The sequence below is a fragment of the Cryobacterium breve genome, from assembly GCF_004402375.1.
GTDB classification, from domain to species: domain Bacteria; phylum Actinomycetota; class Actinomycetes; order Actinomycetales; family Microbacteriaceae; genus Cryobacterium; species Cryobacterium breve.
The window spans coordinates 31,508-46,271 of the sequence record NZ_SOGJ01000019.1; the positions used below are offsets into that span (position 1 = coordinate 31,508).

18 protein-coding genes are annotated in these 14,764 nt (G+C 65.4%); 7 read left to right on the forward strand and 11 right to left on the reverse strand.

Going from position 1 to position 14,764, the window contains the following annotated elements; all coding sequences use genetic code 11:
• Positions 1–20 precede the first annotated feature (20 nt).
• Positions 21–680, reverse strand: a complete 660-nt coding sequence (locus tag E3O65_RS07255; protein ID WP_134363080.1) for a hypothetical protein — start codon at positions 678–680, stop codon at positions 21–23.
• Between the two features lie 225 nt (positions 681–905).
• Between E3O65_RS07255 and E3O65_RS07260 the strand changes: the two genes are divergently transcribed.
• From E3O65_RS07260 to E3O65_RS07270, 3 genes are read left to right on the forward strand one after another with little or no spacing between them, the layout of a single operon-like run.
• A complete protein-coding gene (locus E3O65_RS07260; protein WP_134363081.1) occupies positions 906–1,970 on the forward strand; it encodes a glycosyltransferase family 28 protein in 1,065 nt (354 codons plus the stop codon).
• 8 nt (positions 1,971–1,978) lie between these two features.
• Positions 1,979–2,791 (forward strand): glycosyltransferase family 2 protein, encoded by an 813-nt coding sequence (locus tag E3O65_RS07265; protein WP_241985737.1) that lies wholly within the window; start codon positions 1,979–1,981, stop codon positions 2,789–2,791.
• Positions 2,782–3,957: a glycosyltransferase gene (locus E3O65_RS07270; RefSeq protein WP_134363083.1), complete on the forward strand. Its 1,176-nt coding sequence runs from the start codon at positions 2,782–2,784 to the stop codon at positions 3,955–3,957. The genes E3O65_RS07265 and E3O65_RS07270 overlap by 10 nt, the downstream gene beginning before the upstream one ends.
• A 37-nt stretch (positions 3,958–3,994) precedes the next feature.
• On the opposite strand, the gene E3O65_RS07275 is transcribed toward E3O65_RS07270, so the two are convergent.
• From E3O65_RS07275 to E3O65_RS07285, 3 genes are all read right to left on the reverse strand, one after another.
• Positions 3,995–4,447, reverse strand: coding sequence for a hypothetical protein (locus E3O65_RS07275; protein WP_134363084.1), 453 nt, complete (start codon positions 4,445–4,447; stop codon positions 3,995–3,997).
• A gap of 278 nt (positions 4,448–4,725) precedes the next feature.
• Positions 4,726–5,052, reverse strand: coding sequence for a biopolymer transporter Tol (locus E3O65_RS07280; RefSeq protein WP_134363085.1), 327 nt, complete (start codon positions 5,050–5,052; stop codon positions 4,726–4,728).
• Positions 5,053–5,110: 58 nt separating this feature from the next.
• Entirely contained in the window at positions 5,111–5,305 is a 195-nt protein-coding gene (locus E3O65_RS07285; protein WP_134363086.1) for an SDR family NAD(P)-dependent oxidoreductase, read from the reverse strand.
• Positions 5,306–5,405: 100 nt separating this feature from the next.
• Here E3O65_RS07285 and E3O65_RS07290 point away from each other — a divergent pair, with 100 nt between their 5' ends.
• On the forward strand, positions 5,406–6,257 hold the full coding sequence (locus E3O65_RS07290) for a helix-turn-helix transcriptional regulator (RefSeq protein ID WP_134363087.1): 852 nt from the start codon (positions 5,406–5,408) through the stop codon (positions 6,255–6,257).
• 60 nt (positions 6,258–6,317) lie between these two features.
• On the opposite strand, the gene E3O65_RS07295 is transcribed toward E3O65_RS07290, so the two are convergent.
• From E3O65_RS07295 to E3O65_RS07310, 4 genes are all read right to left on the reverse strand, one after another.
• Positions 6,318–6,965 carry a M23 family metallopeptidase gene (locus tag E3O65_RS07295; protein ID WP_241985736.1) on the reverse strand — a complete coding sequence of 216 codons (648 nt, stop codon included), beginning with the start codon at positions 6,963–6,965 and terminating at the stop codon, positions 6,318–6,320.
• Between the two features lie 222 nt (positions 6,966–7,187).
• The gene (locus E3O65_RS07300; protein WP_134363089.1) at positions 7,188–8,267 is read right to left on the reverse strand and encodes a hypothetical protein; all 1,080 of its coding nucleotides are present in this window, start codon (positions 8,265–8,267) and stop codon (positions 7,188–7,190) included.
• Positions 8,264–8,581, reverse strand: coding sequence for a PadR family transcriptional regulator (locus tag E3O65_RS07305; protein ID WP_134363090.1), 318 nt, complete (start codon positions 8,579–8,581; stop codon positions 8,264–8,266). The genes E3O65_RS07300 and E3O65_RS07305 overlap by 4 nt, the downstream gene beginning before the upstream one ends.
• A 215-nt stretch (positions 8,582–8,796) precedes the next feature.
• Entirely contained in the window at positions 8,797–9,237 is a 441-nt protein-coding gene (locus E3O65_RS07310) for an Rv3235 family protein (protein WP_241985735.1), read from the reverse strand.
• Between the two features lie 275 nt (positions 9,238–9,512).
• Here E3O65_RS07310 and E3O65_RS07315 point away from each other — a divergent pair, with 275 nt between their 5' ends.
• Positions 9,513–10,145, forward strand: a complete 633-nt coding sequence (locus E3O65_RS07315) for a hypothetical protein (RefSeq protein WP_134363091.1) — start codon at positions 9,513–9,515, stop codon at positions 10,143–10,145.
• Between the two features lie 25 nt (positions 10,146–10,170).
• Here the strand turns inward: E3O65_RS07315 and E3O65_RS07320 are convergent, their stop codons facing one another.
• Complete coding sequence (locus E3O65_RS07320; RefSeq protein ID WP_134363092.1) at positions 10,171–10,497, reverse strand: helix-turn-helix domain-containing protein; 327 nt, start codon at positions 10,495–10,497, stop codon at positions 10,171–10,173.
• Positions 10,498–10,644: 147 nt separating this feature from the next.
• Between E3O65_RS07320 and E3O65_RS07325 the strand changes: the two genes are divergently transcribed.
• Positions 10,645–11,277, forward strand: coding sequence for a hypothetical protein (locus E3O65_RS07325; protein WP_134363093.1), 633 nt, complete (start codon positions 10,645–10,647; stop codon positions 11,275–11,277).
• Between the two features lie 2 nt (positions 11,278–11,279).
• Positions 11,280–12,545, forward strand: a complete 1,266-nt coding sequence (locus E3O65_RS07330) for a CpaE/TadZ family protein (protein WP_134363094.1) — start codon at positions 11,280–11,282, stop codon at positions 12,543–12,545.
• Between the two features lie 17 nt (positions 12,546–12,562).
• Here E3O65_RS07330 and E3O65_RS07335 read toward each other — a convergent pair whose 3' ends face one another.
• Together E3O65_RS07335 and E3O65_RS07340 are read right to left on the reverse strand one after the other, a co-directional pair.
• Entirely contained in the window at positions 12,563–14,260 is a 1,698-nt protein-coding gene (locus tag E3O65_RS07335) for a DUF5671 domain-containing protein (RefSeq protein WP_241985734.1), read from the reverse strand.
• The gene (locus E3O65_RS07340; RefSeq protein WP_134363095.1) at positions 14,257–14,721 is read right to left on the reverse strand and encodes an LpqB family beta-propeller domain-containing protein; all 465 of its coding nucleotides are present in this window, start codon (positions 14,719–14,721) and stop codon (positions 14,257–14,259) included. The genes E3O65_RS07335 and E3O65_RS07340 overlap by 4 nt, the downstream gene beginning before the upstream one ends.
• Positions 14,722–14,764: the final 43 nt, after the last annotated feature.

Consider the following 14,764-nt stretch of genomic DNA (forward strand, 5'->3'; position numbering starts at 1 on the left):
GGGGTTGGTGCGTCGGCGGGCTAGCGGCCGAGACCTTCACGGTCAACGCGACGGTGGAAACGCATTCCGGCGAGGCCGCCGACGATCGCGCCGGCAAGGCTGACCAGCACGACGACGAGCGCGGTGATGATGCTGCCTGCGGTCAGGTCTCCCCCGGTGAGCGGGATGCTCGGCAAGCTGTTCACGTTTTCCAGCATGTTGATCTGGCTACCGGCAATGGCGCCGATGATCGCGGTGACGAAGGCGATGATGAGCGCCCAGACCCACACCGCGACGCCTTGCTTGACGCCGTTGAAGCGCGCCATCCGGCCGGCGACATAGCCGCCGCAGAAATAGGAGACGAACACTACGACCGCGAGAGCGATAGCGCCGACCAACGCGAGAGTGCCGGCATTGTCAGCGGCAACTCCGGCAGCCTGATCGGCTGAATCCGTTGTATTGAAACCGACAACCGTTCCGATGCCGGCGAACAGGGCGGTGAGGATGACGGCGGTGCCGGTGGCGGTGAGCCAGCCGAAGAAAGCGGATCCCCATTTGATCCCGCCGAAGCGCGCCTTCTCACGGTCGACGACATCGTCGCGGACCGAGCGCCCGTTGTCGGCGGGCACCGCAGCGACGGACGCATCGCGGTCGTTGGTTTCGCGACTACGGTCAGAATTGGGTGAGTCGTATGTGGCCATGGCATGAGCTCCTCAAATTGTGCGGGTGTGGCATCGGGACTTCGGATGATCTCTGATTGCGCCCATCTACTGTTTCGAAAAGGGGCGCGCCGGAAGCGAACCTCGCGGGGTTGTTTCCCGGCGTGATTCCCTTACGATGTAGTCGCATCTCGGGGCGTGTCCGTCACAGAACGAGGTCATTAATCTCGCGACAACCGGCGAATTCCACGCTTCACTCGCAGAACTTTGAAAATCTCGGGAGTTCGCCTACTTTCGAAGAATGTCAAATTCGATTTCGGCTCAGGTTCCATGATCGGGTACTACGTTCACCATCGTGGATCGGGTCATCTTCACCGAGCCATGGCCGTTTCCGGTGCCCTAGCCGAGCCGGTCACAATCCTGTCCTCGCTGAGTCGGCCGGCTTCGTGGACCGGCGGCTGGGTTGACTTGCCCCTGGACACCGATGTGGTTCCGGTCGATCCGGGTGCCGGAGGCGATTTCCACTGGGCTCCGCTGGGTTCCGACGGTTTGCGCGATCGCATGGCCGCTGTGTCGACCTGGATTCGAGACGCCAAACCGAGTGTCATCGTCGTTGACGTGTCGGTGGAGGTATCCGTTCTGGCACGGCTTCACGGGGTGAGAGTTGTGACCTACGCTCAGCCGGGAGATCGATCAGATGCAGCCCACACTGTGGGCTATCGAGTGGCGTCGGCGATCATTGCGCCTTGGCCAGCCGGCATTAAGCCAACCGTCGTCGAGCCGACGGTAGAAGCCCGATTCCACCATGTCGGGGCAATCAGTCGAATCCCGGTTGCACCAGATCTTCCACGCCAGAGCAATCGAATCGCCATTCTCAATGGATCGGGTGGCCTTGGTGTCAGCACGCTGGATGCCTTCGTCGCCCAGTGCGTCGAGGCCCTGCCCGATCGTGAGTGGGTGCGACTCGAGGGCCAGTCGGCGGCGACGGTGGAGCGCACGCTGCGGGAGTGTTCGTTGGTGCTGGCTCACTGCGGTCAGAATGCGGTGGCGGAGATTGCCGCCTGTAGAACGCCGGCGATTCTGGTGCCCGAGGATCGCCCACATGGAGAGCAAGAGGCCCTGGGACGAGCCCTGAACCAAAGTGAATTCCCAGTTGTCGTCTCCTCGCCACGTGTCGGCGCCCCTCGTGCTTCTCTCATTGACGAGGCGCTCCGCAGTGGGGGACAGGCATGGAGCGAATGGGTGGACGGAAACGCTTCGTTGCGCGCAGCATCCGTGATCGAGGCGGTCGCTTCCGGTGCGCCGGCCGACCGGGGAATGCCAACGGCATGAAGACCTTCGTGATCGTCACCGTGTCGAATCGGCGGGCTCACCTGGTCAATCAACATCGCGCTCTGGGGAACAGCGAGACCAGTCCCGACGGCTACGTCGTGGTCGCAATGAACGAACCCGACGTGAATGCTTGGTTACCCTCGACTGCCCCCGAGGCGCAGATCGTCAACGTTCACACGTCGCCAGGTCGCCTTCCCCTGGCGACTGCGCGAAATCTCGGCGCACACCATGCCATCGAGCAGGGAGCCGAGCTGCTGGTCTTTCTCGACGTCGATTGTGTTCCCTCTGCTTCCTTGCTTTCGGCCTACGCCAGCGCGGCTCGGTTGCATCCTGAGGCCATTCTGAGCGGCGCCGTCGGCTATCTGCCAGAGGGCACGGATGTCTGGGGAACCGGACGCGCCGCTGACGCACACTTCCACGATTTCCGCCCTCGCCTATTGCCAGGGGAGACCGCCCCTGCAGACCCCTCGTTGTTCTGGTCCCTGTCTTTCGCCGTGACGACTCCGGTGTGGCAGCGGGTCGGAGGCTTTTGCGAAGAATACGTGGGCTATGGCGCGGAAGACACCGATTTCGCCCGGCTTGCCTCCCGAGCCGGGACTCCCTTTCGTTGGGTGGGCGGTGCGGAGGCCTTCCACCAGTACCACTCGATTGAGTCACCCCCGATCAGGCATCTCGAGGACATACTTCGAAACGGCAGGCTGTTCGCGAGTCGCTGGGGATTCTGGCCGATGACGGGATGGCTGGAAGCCTTTCAGGTTCGTGGTCTCGTCACCTTCGACGAAGCCACCGGTGACTGGCTCAAAGTGAGGGAATGCTCGTGAAGCTGGCGATTCTCAGTCACATGCATCATCCGATTGCCGAACCGTTCGAGGGCGGCACGGAGGCGCACACGGCCATGCTCGCGAACGCTCTGGTCGAACGCGGCCACGAGGTGACCCTCTTCGCCAAGGAGGGATCTGTGACGAAGGCGATCACCCATCAGCTTGTGCCGAAGGATTTCGAATTCATTCGAACGGCAACCCCGTGGGTGCGCGTGCAACAAGCGGGTTTTCTTGCCGAGGCGGTGCACCACAGCATCGGGGTGATCCAAGCATCGAACTTCGACGCGGTCATCAACAGTTCACTCAGCGCACTTCCGTTCTCTTTCATGCCGTCCCTTCCGATGATGACCATCCTGCACACCCCTCCGACTCTGTCCGACGTCAACGCGGTGATCAGTGACCCCGATTGGATCCCCAGCCACCGCCACGAGTATGTGACCGTTTCCACTACCAACGCCGAGGCCTGGCGGGCGTTCTTGCCTCGGGTGGAGGTCGTGCGTAACGGAATCCACATCGATCAGTGGACTCCCGGGATTGAAGCCACTCCGGGGCTTGCGGTGTGGGCGGCACGAATAACACCCGAAAAGGGCCTGCACCTCGCGATCGACGCCGTGCGAGCAGCGGGACTCGACTTTGAGTTCGCCGGGCCCAGATCGCACGCCGACTATTTTCAGTCGGAGATTGTCCCCCGACTGGGACCGCGAGTACGGTATCGAGGCCACCTCGCCCATCGGGATCTTCGTTCGTTCTTCGCCTCCGGAGCCGTTTTCGTGGCCTCCCCACTCTGGGCGGAACCGTTCGGGCTTACCGTGGTGGAGGCACTGGCAAGCGGCACGCCCGTTGCCGCACTGCCGAATGGCGCCATGCGGGAACTGATCGGCCCTCTAGCCGGAGCAGTGGCAACCCAAACGAGTGTAGTGGCCCTGGCCGATGCCATCCGTGCAGCGCTCGAGTGCGATAGTGGGGAAGTGCGTCGATCGGCTATGCGCTTCTCGTTTGAGACGATGATTGGCCGCTATGAGGAGATCCTCGCCCGTGTCGCCGCCACGCCGATGTCTCGCAGCGGGAGATGGTGTGCTCCGATTCACAAGGCGAACGTGGGAACTAAACCGGTGGGAACGGCCCGCCAGAGCGGTGTTGACGCCGCTCAAGAGGGCGCCCGATAGTGACGTCAGGTGGGTGAGAGCCGACTGAGCGCCCGGTTCAACTACCCTGCACGTGAGGGGGCCGGGCTTCGTGGTGCGGCATCCCGTGACTGCGCCGATCTTCTTTCATTTCCGCCTCGTAGAGGTGCTTTTTGCCCTCGGCCAGCGTTTGCCGCGCTTCTCGTTCCGCGGCCACGAATGTGGTGTAGTAGTTGCTGTCGTAGTCCTCGATGATCTGGAATGTCCATCGGCCGTCAATCACATTTCGGCCGATCAACGTTTTCTCCAGGCCGTCAGCAATAGCACCATGGCCTGCCACGCGCATCAGCTCCGCAGCCTCCCCGAGAGCGAGATCTGCCTTCCCCGTGAGACGGTGAAATCCGTACAGAAGGCCGCGAGCGTGCTCGACGACTTCCAACGCTTCGGAAAGTTTGCCGAGCGCCGCGATCGTTTCATCGGAAACGTTCTCTGGCCTGCGGTGTGCCTGATCGGGCGCATCCGGTGCGGTCATGTGCGTTCCTCCGTGTGTATGCGGACCGGCTAGGTCGGGCCAGTGTAGACCATCTGTCGGTGATCCACGCCATGGTCACTTACTGGTCGACGCCCGCTCAACCTCAACCTACCGACCGGCTGAGGCTGGGCGTCGTCTCCTGAAAGGACGGCCCTGCTGCTAACAACGTGATGACTCTGTGCCTTGGTCGCCCGCGCCGCCGAATTCCAATTCCGAAAGGTGGATTGAGGTTGAAGCCAAGGCCACCGCTCCTTCCCGCATGAGCGCGCGGGACTCGATCAGTTGTCTATCGCGGTGAGCTCCTCGAGCGCCTGGCGTGCCCGCATCACCCGCGCTTCCTCAGGTTCGTCCCACCAGTAGGGCCCTCGCTCCCCGAGACCGTGTTTGGCAATGCCCACGCGCCGGCGCGCCAGCGCCACGGCTTCGTCGTCTCCGGCCGCCTTAGCCGAGCGAACGCTCGATCTTCCCCGACCCAGCTGCGATTGCAGCAGCGTGACGACATCGGCGGGCAGGCACGGATCCGTGCGGCGCCACCGGCGACCGTTGATGACGAGCCACCGTTCATCCTCTGAACGTGCCGGCTTATCGTGGGGCGCAGGTGTCATAACATTCCTGTGTATCCGAAAGCGCCGAGAAAACCCTGACCCTCGGCGCGGACACTTCCTAGGCAGCGCGCGTGACGGATGCGTCATCGGTCACGTCGAGTTGTACGAAGCGTGCGCCGAGGGCCACGGCAGCGACCCGGCCCTTCTCAGGGTCGCGCGCCGTGAGGTAGACGGTGTGTCCGAGCGCCACGAGGCGGCGGGCGGCCTCGAAGCCGAGACCTGTGTTGGAGCCGGTGATCAGTGTGATTGTCATATATCGATGGTGCGAGCCGTCCGGCCAGAGTGCGAGGCACAGGTTGTCCATGGGACTGGCCGTACCACCCTGAGTTGACGTGAGCGGGGAGACTGGAGTGATGACCTCAGAACTTGGATCCGTGCTGCGGGGATGGCGCAATCGGGTCTCCCCGGCGGCGGTAGGAATGCCGGGCGGTGCCGGGCGTCGAACTTCGGGGCTGCGCCGCGAAGAGCTCGCGACCCTCGCCGGGCTCTCGGTCGACTACATCGTGCGCCTCGAACAGGGACGTGCGCGTGCGCCCTCCGCGCCGGTGCTGGGCTCCCTGGCGCGAGCGCTTCGCCTCACGCACGACGAGCGCGACCACCTTTACCGCGTCGCCGGCGCCGTGGTGCCAACGGACAGGGATCTCCCGCGCCACATCACGCCCAGTCTCCAACGCAACGTTGATCGACTTTCCGACACCCCTGCAAGCGTCTACTCGGCCGCCTGGGACATCGTGGCGTGGAACCCGCTGTGGGCGGCGCTTCTAGGGGACCCATCGACGCTCGCGCCGCGGAACCGGAACCTCGTCCGGCTCCTCTTCGCCGAGGGTGAGGCACCCATTGTGCGCGACGCCGCATCCCGCCTCGTCTTCGCGCGCGACATCGCCGCCGACCTCCGGATCGCGTTCGGCCGGTATCTGGACGACTCGCGCCTCGCCCGACTTGTTGACGACCTCCGTTCGTCAAACTCTGAGTTTGCCGCACTGAGGACCGAAACAGCCGTCAGTCGGCACGTTGCCGAGCGCAAGACGATTGCGTCGGCCCTCGTCGGCACGATCACCCTTGACTGCGACGTGCTCACCGTGCCCGGTAGCGACCTGCGCCTGGTCATCTACACCGCAGAGCCGGGCTCAGCGGATGCCGGCAAGCTCGACGTGCTCCGCGTCGCCGGACTGCAGACGTTCGCCACGGCAGCGCAGGCTTGCTAGTCATCGGCCACCGCTATCGGCCCTGATGACGTGTTCGCCGGAAACGGGTCCGTGCGTAATTCATGAGGCGGTGAAGGTCTCCCCGTTCCTCGGAAGCCAGTTGCCACCATCGACCTGAAGGCGCTCAAAGACGATCGGCCTGCCGCGGGCCGTCGGCCAAATAGTTGAGTCAGTGACTTGCACGTGTACGTGAGGCTGCGTGCTGTTGCCCGAATTGCCGCATGATCCAATAGGCTCGCCGACCTTGACCACTGATCCAATCTCCACTCTCAGCGATCCGCGCTGGAGATGGGCGATGAGCACGAAAGGCCCGGTCGGCTCCAGCGCGATGACCACGTGATTCCCCGCAATCGAGCGCACGCCCTCTCGGATGCGGCGAGCTTGGGACAGCGCGTACGGAATCAGCGCCACTTGCGAGCGGCGAGCCTCGTGATCGCGCTCGCCGTCGATCGTGGCAACGACAATGCCCGATGCCGGCGCCAGGATCGGTGCGCCGAACCCGACAAAGACCTCCGGGGACTCTGTTGCCAGCACCGACCGCCAACCGCGTTTCGCCGAATGACCGAGTTCATCTACGGCGAGGAAGTCGATCGCAAATGTCGTGCCGTACAGATGAGTTCCATGGCTGGGAATACGGTTAGCCGGGCTGTTCCCTGCTCTCCACCGGCCCTGAAATGGCAAGCGCAGCACAAGTGAAGCGGTGTTCAACGGACACGACCCTCCGACCACGCCTAGAGTCGTCCGGACCGCCCGAGCGACACGCCCATTGTAACGAGAGGCATGAGTCCACCGAGCCCGACCAGACGGCCCCGCTCGCCCGATGCTTACCGAGCGTGGATTTGCTCGTTTGGCTCGATCTCCCCTTTGTGGGAGGCGATTGCGGCTGCTTAGACGACGGCAACGACCGAAGCGGCACGGTGGCTTCCAGCCTCAGCGCGGGCCGGCAGTCACCATTTCAGCCTCGTAGCGATGGGGAGGCAGACCGATGAGGAGTGCGACGACCAGTGCGGTTTGGCCGACTACGCCTATGGCTGGCCCGCTGATGGCTGCGTCGCCACCACCGGTCATAAAGGTGTCCGCGAGGGACATGCCCATGTTGAACCCTGCGAACCAATGGAAAGATGCGGTCGCTCCGACCGTGAGCAGACCCACCACGATGATTCGGCGATAGGTGAAAAACCACGCGATTCCTCGACTGCCGCAGAGGATTGGCAGCGTCAGGGCCACGGCTCCCCAGAAGATGGCCCATGCCATCAAGAAGGTGCTCATCGGCGACTCACCGGCGGCGGACATCGCCGAGTAGATTTCGTCCAGGTTGAGGCCTGGCACCTTTGCGAGAGGGTTCCACACGGAGATGTGCAGCACGCCGGCGGCCACAATCAGTAGGGCGAGCGCTGTGAAGGGAAGAGCCACCAGGACTCGGCTCCACCTTGACAGGGGCCTCGAGCTGGCCGGCTTTCTCGTGCGGCTGACGGCAACAATGATGGCGCCCAGGGACGCCGGGACCGCGAGGATGCCGAGGAAGGGCATCACCATCACCACGGCCATGAGTGCGCAGACCGCGGCGACACCGGCAGCAAGCACGAGACCTGTGCGTCTGCTGCCAGAGTGGAAAGCGATGACCAGTGTTCCCACGCACGCGAAGAGTCCGAGCGTTGCGAGGAAAATGGAGACGACCTGTATCCCCCGTCCCAGCGGAGCAAGTCCGATCATTTCGTACCTGCCCCAGATAAACAACCCGAAGCGCAAGACTGCAGCGCTTCCAAGCAACGCGGCAGCCCAGCGCATCCGGTTGACCACCAAATTCGTTCTCGTGATTCCGGTCACGCTTGGGTTCGTGCGGTCGATCGTGATCGCGGTCACTAGCGCACCACCGACGATTGACCAATGCGATAGCTCCAGATCGCGGGCACCGCCCACGTCGCCCAGCCACTCCTCGCGATAACGCTGTCGGGCGAGCCCGGGAAGCGTCCAGGCCACCGCGGCTACCAACGTGTCTGCGAGGCTCATGCTCGTGCCGCCGCTGCATGTGCGGACAACCGAGCCTGTCTATCCCGAACTCCGGCTACGACAGTAAGGGCAGACGCTCTTGCCTCGTCCGAGAGCAGATAGAGCCGACGACGCGGTCCAGCGCGATCATTGTCCTCATCCCACTGCGACGTAGTCCATCCCAATCGTTCCAGCCTCTCCAAGATGGGGTACACACTCCCCGCGGGCCGTCTTGTCACCTTCACGATTTTCAATCCCCAAACCGGTTCGCCGGCGTCCAAGAGCACCTCGAGTACGTCTGCTGTGGCGGGGGTCATCCGACCGAGGAGCTCCATGACGCTAATCTAGCTATATAGATTTGGGTGAGTCAAGGTCATGCTCCCTAAGCGCTCCATCAGGGCAAACCGGCAACGTCCTGTCACCCTGCCCGCAAGACGGACGACCAGCGGACGCGACTCGACGAATGCGCGATTGTGCGACCTGCCCGGGAGAGCCTCGCGGACAATTCTCGAAAGCTGTGCGGACGTATACGGGCGGACAGAACCGTTTGTCACAACACGTTGATGGCGCTGGCCCGCCATCGTTGGTCCATGCCCTCGAGGCGGAGCGCGACAGCACGCACACGAACCTTGCTGTGCACCATCACCACGGCCTCGATTACACCGTCCCGAGGTTCAGTCATCGTGACCCGGCCGATCGTGATGGCCGGCCGTTGGGCACGCTGGCCCTTGACTGCGCGGGCCCGTGCCGACAGCACGACCCGCTTGAGCAGGTGTCGGTAGACGTCGTCGCTGACCCACCGGGCCAGCTGGTCGAGCTCGCGTGCACCGGCGAGGACCTCGATCACGCAGCGGGTGAGGTTGATCAGGAGCGGCTCCGGATCTGGCAGTTGCTCGCGTGTGCTGGGCTGTTGGCCGAAGAAGTCGTCTTCGACGAACTTGTCGCCCCGCGTTCGGGAACCGCGTGCCGGGTTTTCGGCTGGATCGCTCATGACTCCTCCGAGGTGCGTGAATCCCATTGCTCCGCCGATATATCTACCGGTGCCGTGGGTCGGTCAAGGGTTCGGCTGGTTCAATTTCGGTGTGGTCCACGGGTTCCGGCAGTTCGCGGTTGCCAGGGACCCGACGTGCGGTGGTACTGCGGCACCCCCGAGTGGGGGGTTGTCTGTGAACGACACTCAATCAGCCGGGAACGACGATGTCGAGTGCTTTTAAGGCCTGTGGATAACGCGGGCGGAGTATGGACGGGGAAGACTAACTTCAGGGTGTGCGCTGGGACAATCTGTTCGATGACCTCGAGGGGCAGCTCGAACACGAGCTGAACGCCGAGGAGACCGAGCTGCGCGCCGAGGAGGAACGGCTGCGGCTGGGGCGGCTGTCGCTGCGCAACCGGTTGACCAGTCTCGTGCGAGCCTCAGGCTCCGGATCGAGACACGGCACCAGTACGGGCATGCGCAGCGTCACCGGCGTTCTCCGGATCGTGATCGGGATGGGGGCGACTATTACGGTTCGGCCGACCACGTTCGGGAGGGACTGGCTGGCGGGGGACCTCCTGGATTCAGGTGCGGCCGGGTCCCAGTGCGTCCTCCCGCTTGCGGCCGTGGCGGGGGTCGTGCTGCGCCGGGAGGAGATCCCGGGATCGCTGGGCACCGAGCCGGAGTCGGCGGCCAGGGTCGTGGATCGCATCGGCCTGGTCTTCGTCCTGAGAGATCTGTGCCGGCGGCGCGCGAACGTGGAGGTGCACACCCGGACCGGCGTGCTGCTCGGCACCATCGACCGGGTGGGTAGGGACCACGTCGATCTAGCCCTGCACGCGGCCGGCACACTGCGCCGCGAGGCGGAGGTTCACGACTATCGCATCGTGCCCGTGGCGGAGATCCAGCTCGTGCGATTGCCCTGATCGCTGCAGAGCAGTCGGCTTCGCGTCACTCGTCTGGACGGATGATGGTGCCGCCGGACAACTCGGGGATGTTCGCGAAGTCGGACTGCTCCCACAGCGACAGGCGCCGGGCCTCTTCGTACTTCGCTTCGATGAAGGACTCGAGCACGATGCGTTCGACCCGCCAGACGCCGGCGGCGGCGGTCGAACCGGCCGCGGGGGCACTCGCGCCGTGGGTGCCGATCCGGATGGCTGGCAGCTCGCCCGTGCGCACCAGCTCCATCACCTCCGCCGTCGTCAGTGCAAGAATCTCGGCGGTGTCGGCGAGGGTGAGGAACCGACCCACGCCGGAGAGTGCCTCGGAATCGTTCATGGATCGATTATCCGTCTCCCAGCGTCCCGGCGTCCGGTCGAGGCGTGGCTGTGGATAACTTTCCCGCGTGGAGGCGCGGACGGCAACGATGGAGTCCGGAGACGAGGCAGCACGGCTTTTGGGAGAGCACCGGGGAGGTAGCGGATTGTGAAGACGCCCGCGCAGAGTTCGCGCCGCAGATTTTGGTTCGACCCTCGATTCGCGATCGGTCTGGGCCTGGTCGTCGCCGCCGTCGGAGGCGTCTACCTGATCGTCTCCGGCAGCGACCAGACCACGGCTGTGTTTGCCGCCCGCTCGGCGCTCGCCGTGGGGGACAGGGTCGAGGTCGGCGACCTCGTGGCCACCCAGGTGCGGCTCGGCGGCACGGGCGATCTGTATGTGACCCCCGACCGGTTGCCCGACGACGGGCTCGTCGTCACACGCACAATCGCCGCCGGCGAGCTGGTGCCGGCTTCCGCGGTCGGCCGCTCCTCGGGCACGAAGACAACGAGCGTGGTCGTGGAGCTGACCAGCGCCCTCCCCGCGAATATCGGGCCGGGCGTCACAGTCGACCTCTGGGCTGCCCGCAAAACCGACCAGAACACCTACGGACCCCCGACCGTTCTGGTCGGACAGGCCTCGGTCGTGCTCCTGCTCGAACCCACGGGGCTGTCGGTGGGAACCGGCGTCCGTGCGCTGGAACTCCTAGTGCCCAAAGACAACGTCGCCGAGGTGCTCGAGTCCATCGCGAATCGAGACGCCCTCGCCGTCGTGCCCGTCAACGAACCCCTGGAGCGGTAGCCGTGGCCACTCTCACCCTGGCCCTCGACCGGAACACGGAAGACCGACTGTTGATCGACATCATCGAGCAGGGACATGTGATCGTGGCGCGCGCCGCGACCGCGGGCGAGGTTATCCTGGCCCTCCGTCAGAGCGCTCCGGAGTTCGTCATCGTTGGAGCCGGCCGCAGCACGCTCACGGCCGAGCTGATCACCGCGTGCGACGCGCACGGCGCCCGGGTGATCGCGCTCGCCGCCAACGACCAGGAGCGGCGAAATGCGGCGGGGCTCGGGCTGTTCGACGTGGTGGACGCCGCCGCGGATTGGGCCGAGACAGAGTCGTTGATCAGCTGCGCGGTCGCGATTCCGTTGCGGGTCGGCGACTCCGGGGAATCGTCCGGTGCCAGGCGTCAGGGGAGTGTCATCGCCGTCTGGGGGCCCGCGGGCGCTCCGGGCCGCACAACCCTGGCGATCAACATCGCGGCGGAGATCGCCGCCGTCGGGCATACGGTCGCCCTAGCGGACATCGACACCTACAGCGGATCCGTGGCACCGACCCTAGGGATGCTCGATGAGGCACCCGGGTTCGCCGCCGCGTGCCGTCTGGCGGGTTCGGACAGCCTGACCCGGCCGGAATTCGAGCGCATCGCACAGCGCTACAACTCCCCGCAGGGCGCATTCTGGGTGCTCACCGGCATCGGACGCCCGTCACGCTGGCCCGAGCTCTCCGCCGAGCGGGTGACGCGCACCATCGATGCGCTCCGCAACTGGGTCGACTACGTCGTACTCGACACCGGCTTCAACCTCGAGAGCGATGAGGAGATCTCCAGCGATCTGTTCGCCCCGCGCCGCAACGCGGCCACCCTCACTGCACTCGCCTGCGCCGACCATGTCGTCGCCTGCGGGCTAGCAGACCCGGTTGGCATGGCCCGGTTCCTTCGTGCCTGGGTGGACCTGGCTGACGTGGTCACGACCGACCGGGTCAGCGTCGTCATGAACCGGGTGCGGGCCAGCGCCGTCGGGCTCGACCCCAATGGGCAGGTGCTGTCAGCGCTGCGCCGGTTCGGCGGGATCGAGTCGCCGATCCTGGTGCCCCAGGACCAGCAGGCGACCGATGCGGCGGTTGTCGCCGGGCGCACCCTGCGGGACACGGCGCCGAAGTCACCGGCGCGCATCAGCATCCGTCACTTCGTGCGCACTGAGCTGCTGCCGGCGCCGGCTCCGGCCACCGGGCGCCGCCGGAAGGAATCGAAATGGCGCCGGCGCGTCGTTGACCCGGTGGCCACCTGAGACTCGGGTTTGCGCTGTCAGTCCTGAAGCGAGATCACCTCCACCCGGTCACCGGGCCCGGTGACCACCAGAACGCGTTTGCCGGTCACGCCGCGGAGAGCCTGGCTGAGCTGCTCCGCCGACGCCGAGCAGCCCGCCGCGTCGGAGCGCCGCAGCACGGAGACTGACGCGCCGGTTGCGAGGTGGATCGACTGGATGAGGGGTTGCGGTTCGGCATCCGTGACCAGGATCACGGATGTGATGGCGCGCGCCGGCTGGGGAGTCTGCCCCATGGCGGAACGGTCACGCCGCCATACGGCGAAGTGGTAGCCGGCGGCCAGGCCGGTGGCCACCAGCAGTCCCAGCGGGGCCCGCACGCGATCGACCAGGCTGCCCCCGGTGACGTCGGCCAGGGCGAATTCGAAAAGCCGGTAGCCGATCACGAGCAGCGTGACGATGGCCACGACCGCGCTCACCCCGAACACCAGGATGAGGTAGACGCGTCGGCCGGTGGAGCGGATCTCGACCGGCTCGACCGGCTGGGCCGGATGCCACGCCGCCCACCAGGCCGGGCCGCCGACCACCAGCCCGCTGATCCCGCCGAGCAGCAGCGTTCGGGTATCCGACCCGGCGAGCGGTGTGGTGGCGGCGGCGAGGATCGCGTTGACGACGACGCCCAGCCCGGATGCGGCGGCGATCAGGCCCACGCCGGAGGTCACCAGCTTTGTGGCCAGCTGCGCCGCATCTGACCGGTCGCGAACGAGGTTGCGATGGTACCGCCAGACCAGCGCGCCGACGATCGCGGCGGAGGTGCCGAAACCCAGGAGGCCGAGAAGATCGTTGATCGGATCGGTACGGTCGAAGGCCAGCCGGAGAAGCAGAAACAGCACGATCCCAGCCCCGACCAGTGTCAGGATGGCCGCTCCGGTCACACCGACGGTCACGAGTGCAAGTTCCGCGAGGCCGCCGCGGAGGTCGCGGGCCCCGCCTCGAATCCAGTGCCACCACCAGATGAGGCTGCCGCCCGCGCACCAGATGAGTGCCTGGAAAGTCAACGTCCACCAGGGTTCGCCCAGGGTGAGGGTCGGCTCGAGGGCGTCAACGGCGGCGTCGAGTAGGGAGCTGAGAGCCGCGACGGCGCCACCGACCGCGATCGCGAGACCGTAGACGGAGGCGAGCACGGGAGCCACGCTGACGAGCTGGGTCGGTCTTTTCTCCCGGTGACGGGACATCCACAGGTGCCAGACCCACACGCCGGCCCAGACCAAACCGGTGGCGAAGAGGCGCGGTTGCCACTCCTCGCGCACGAGCACCGCCGCCGTGGTGAGCAGGGCGACCGAGAAGGTGACGAGCGAGACGGCGTACAGGCCGGCCAGATAGAGCCCCCAGGCGATCGATGACCGTTCCGTGCTGTCCATCCGGCGCCACAGCACCCACCAGAGCAGTGCCGCGAACGGACCGGCGATCAGGGTGAAGGCGAGTGAGCGGGCGAGCCCGGTCACGTCGCCGGCGACGAGCGCGTTGCCGGCGTCGAGCAGGCGCCCGAGAAGGCCGCTCAGACCGATGGCCGCGATCACGACCAGGGTGAAGAGCAAGATGAACACGATCACCCGGCGCGCCGTGGGCTGGGCGGTGCTCTCCCCATTCGGGGAGGATCTGCGCACGGCGACCACGATGCCGGCGACGCCCGCTCCGATCACCAGGACGGCGACCAGCAGAACTACGCTGACCATCATGAGTCCGATTTCGGATTCGGGCAGATGGCGAGCTCATACGGCGCACCGTCGATCAACCAGCCGCCGTTGTCGGCCACCAGGTCGAAGACGCCCTCGGTCTCATATTCGTCGGCGCCGAAGGGCCCGCTGCCGTAGGACGTGACGATGGACACTTTCACGTCGGCGGATTGGGCTCGCTCGGTCGTCGACACCAGGGTGACTTGGATGTTGTCGGTCGGCCCCCGGTCGAAGTTCTCGCAGTCCGTGAACGCGCTTGCGGTGAGGTACTCACCCGCTGCCTGCTCATCACCGTCGATGACGGCGGCAGAATACGCCTGGACGACTCCTGCCGGGGTGTCTGCGTCCAATTGCTCTGGTTCGCCGCCGGTGAAGACGACGATGAGGGCGACGACGACCAGGGCCCCGATCACGGAGAGGAGGACAATCAGCGTCCGATCGGGCTTTCCACTTACTGTGCTCATCTGCTCAGCATGGCCCAATCAGCGAGGCGACACCACAGCGACG

Coding starts and splice junctions, on each gene's coding strand:
- E3O65_RS07255 (WP_134363080.1), bottom strand. CDS start 680: ATGGCCACATACGACTCACCCAATTCTGACCGTAGTCGCGAAACCAAC.
- E3O65_RS07270 (WP_134363083.1), top strand. CDS start 2,782: ATGCTCGTGAAGCTGGCGATTCTCAGTCACATGCATCATCCGATTGCC.
- E3O65_RS07275 (WP_134363084.1), bottom strand. CDS start 4,447: ATGACCGCACCGGATGCGCCCGATCAGGCACACCGCAGGCCAGAGAAC.
- E3O65_RS07280 (WP_134363085.1), bottom strand. CDS start 5,052: ATGACACCTGCGCCCCACGATAAGCCGGCACGTTCAGAGGATGAACGG.
- E3O65_RS07285 (WP_134363086.1), bottom strand. CDS start 5,305: ATGACAATCACACTGATCACCGGCTCCAACACAGGTCTCGGCTTCGAG.
- E3O65_RS07290 (WP_134363087.1), top strand. CDS start 5,406: ATGACCTCAGAACTTGGATCCGTGCTGCGGGGATGGCGCAATCGGGTC.
- E3O65_RS07300 (WP_134363089.1), bottom strand. CDS start 8,267: ATGAGCCTCGCAGACACGTTGGTAGCCGCGGTGGCCTGGACGCTTCCC.
- E3O65_RS07305 (WP_134363090.1), bottom strand. CDS start 8,581: ATGGAGCTCCTCGGTCGGATGACCCCCGCCACAGCAGACGTACTCGAG.
- E3O65_RS07310 (WP_241985735.1), bottom strand. CDS start 9,237: ATGAGCGATCCAGCCGAAAACCCGGCACGCGGTTCCCGAACGCGGGGC.
- E3O65_RS07320 (WP_134363092.1), bottom strand. CDS start 10,497: ATGAACGATTCCGAGGCACTCTCCGGCGTGGGTCGGTTCCTCACCCTC.
- E3O65_RS07335 (WP_241985734.1), bottom strand. CDS start 14,260: ATGATGGTCAGCGTAGTTCTGCTGGTCGCCGTCCTGGTGATCGGAGCG.
- E3O65_RS07340 (WP_134363095.1), bottom strand. CDS start 14,721: ATGAGCACAGTAAGTGGAAAGCCCGATCGGACGCTGATTGTCCTCCTC.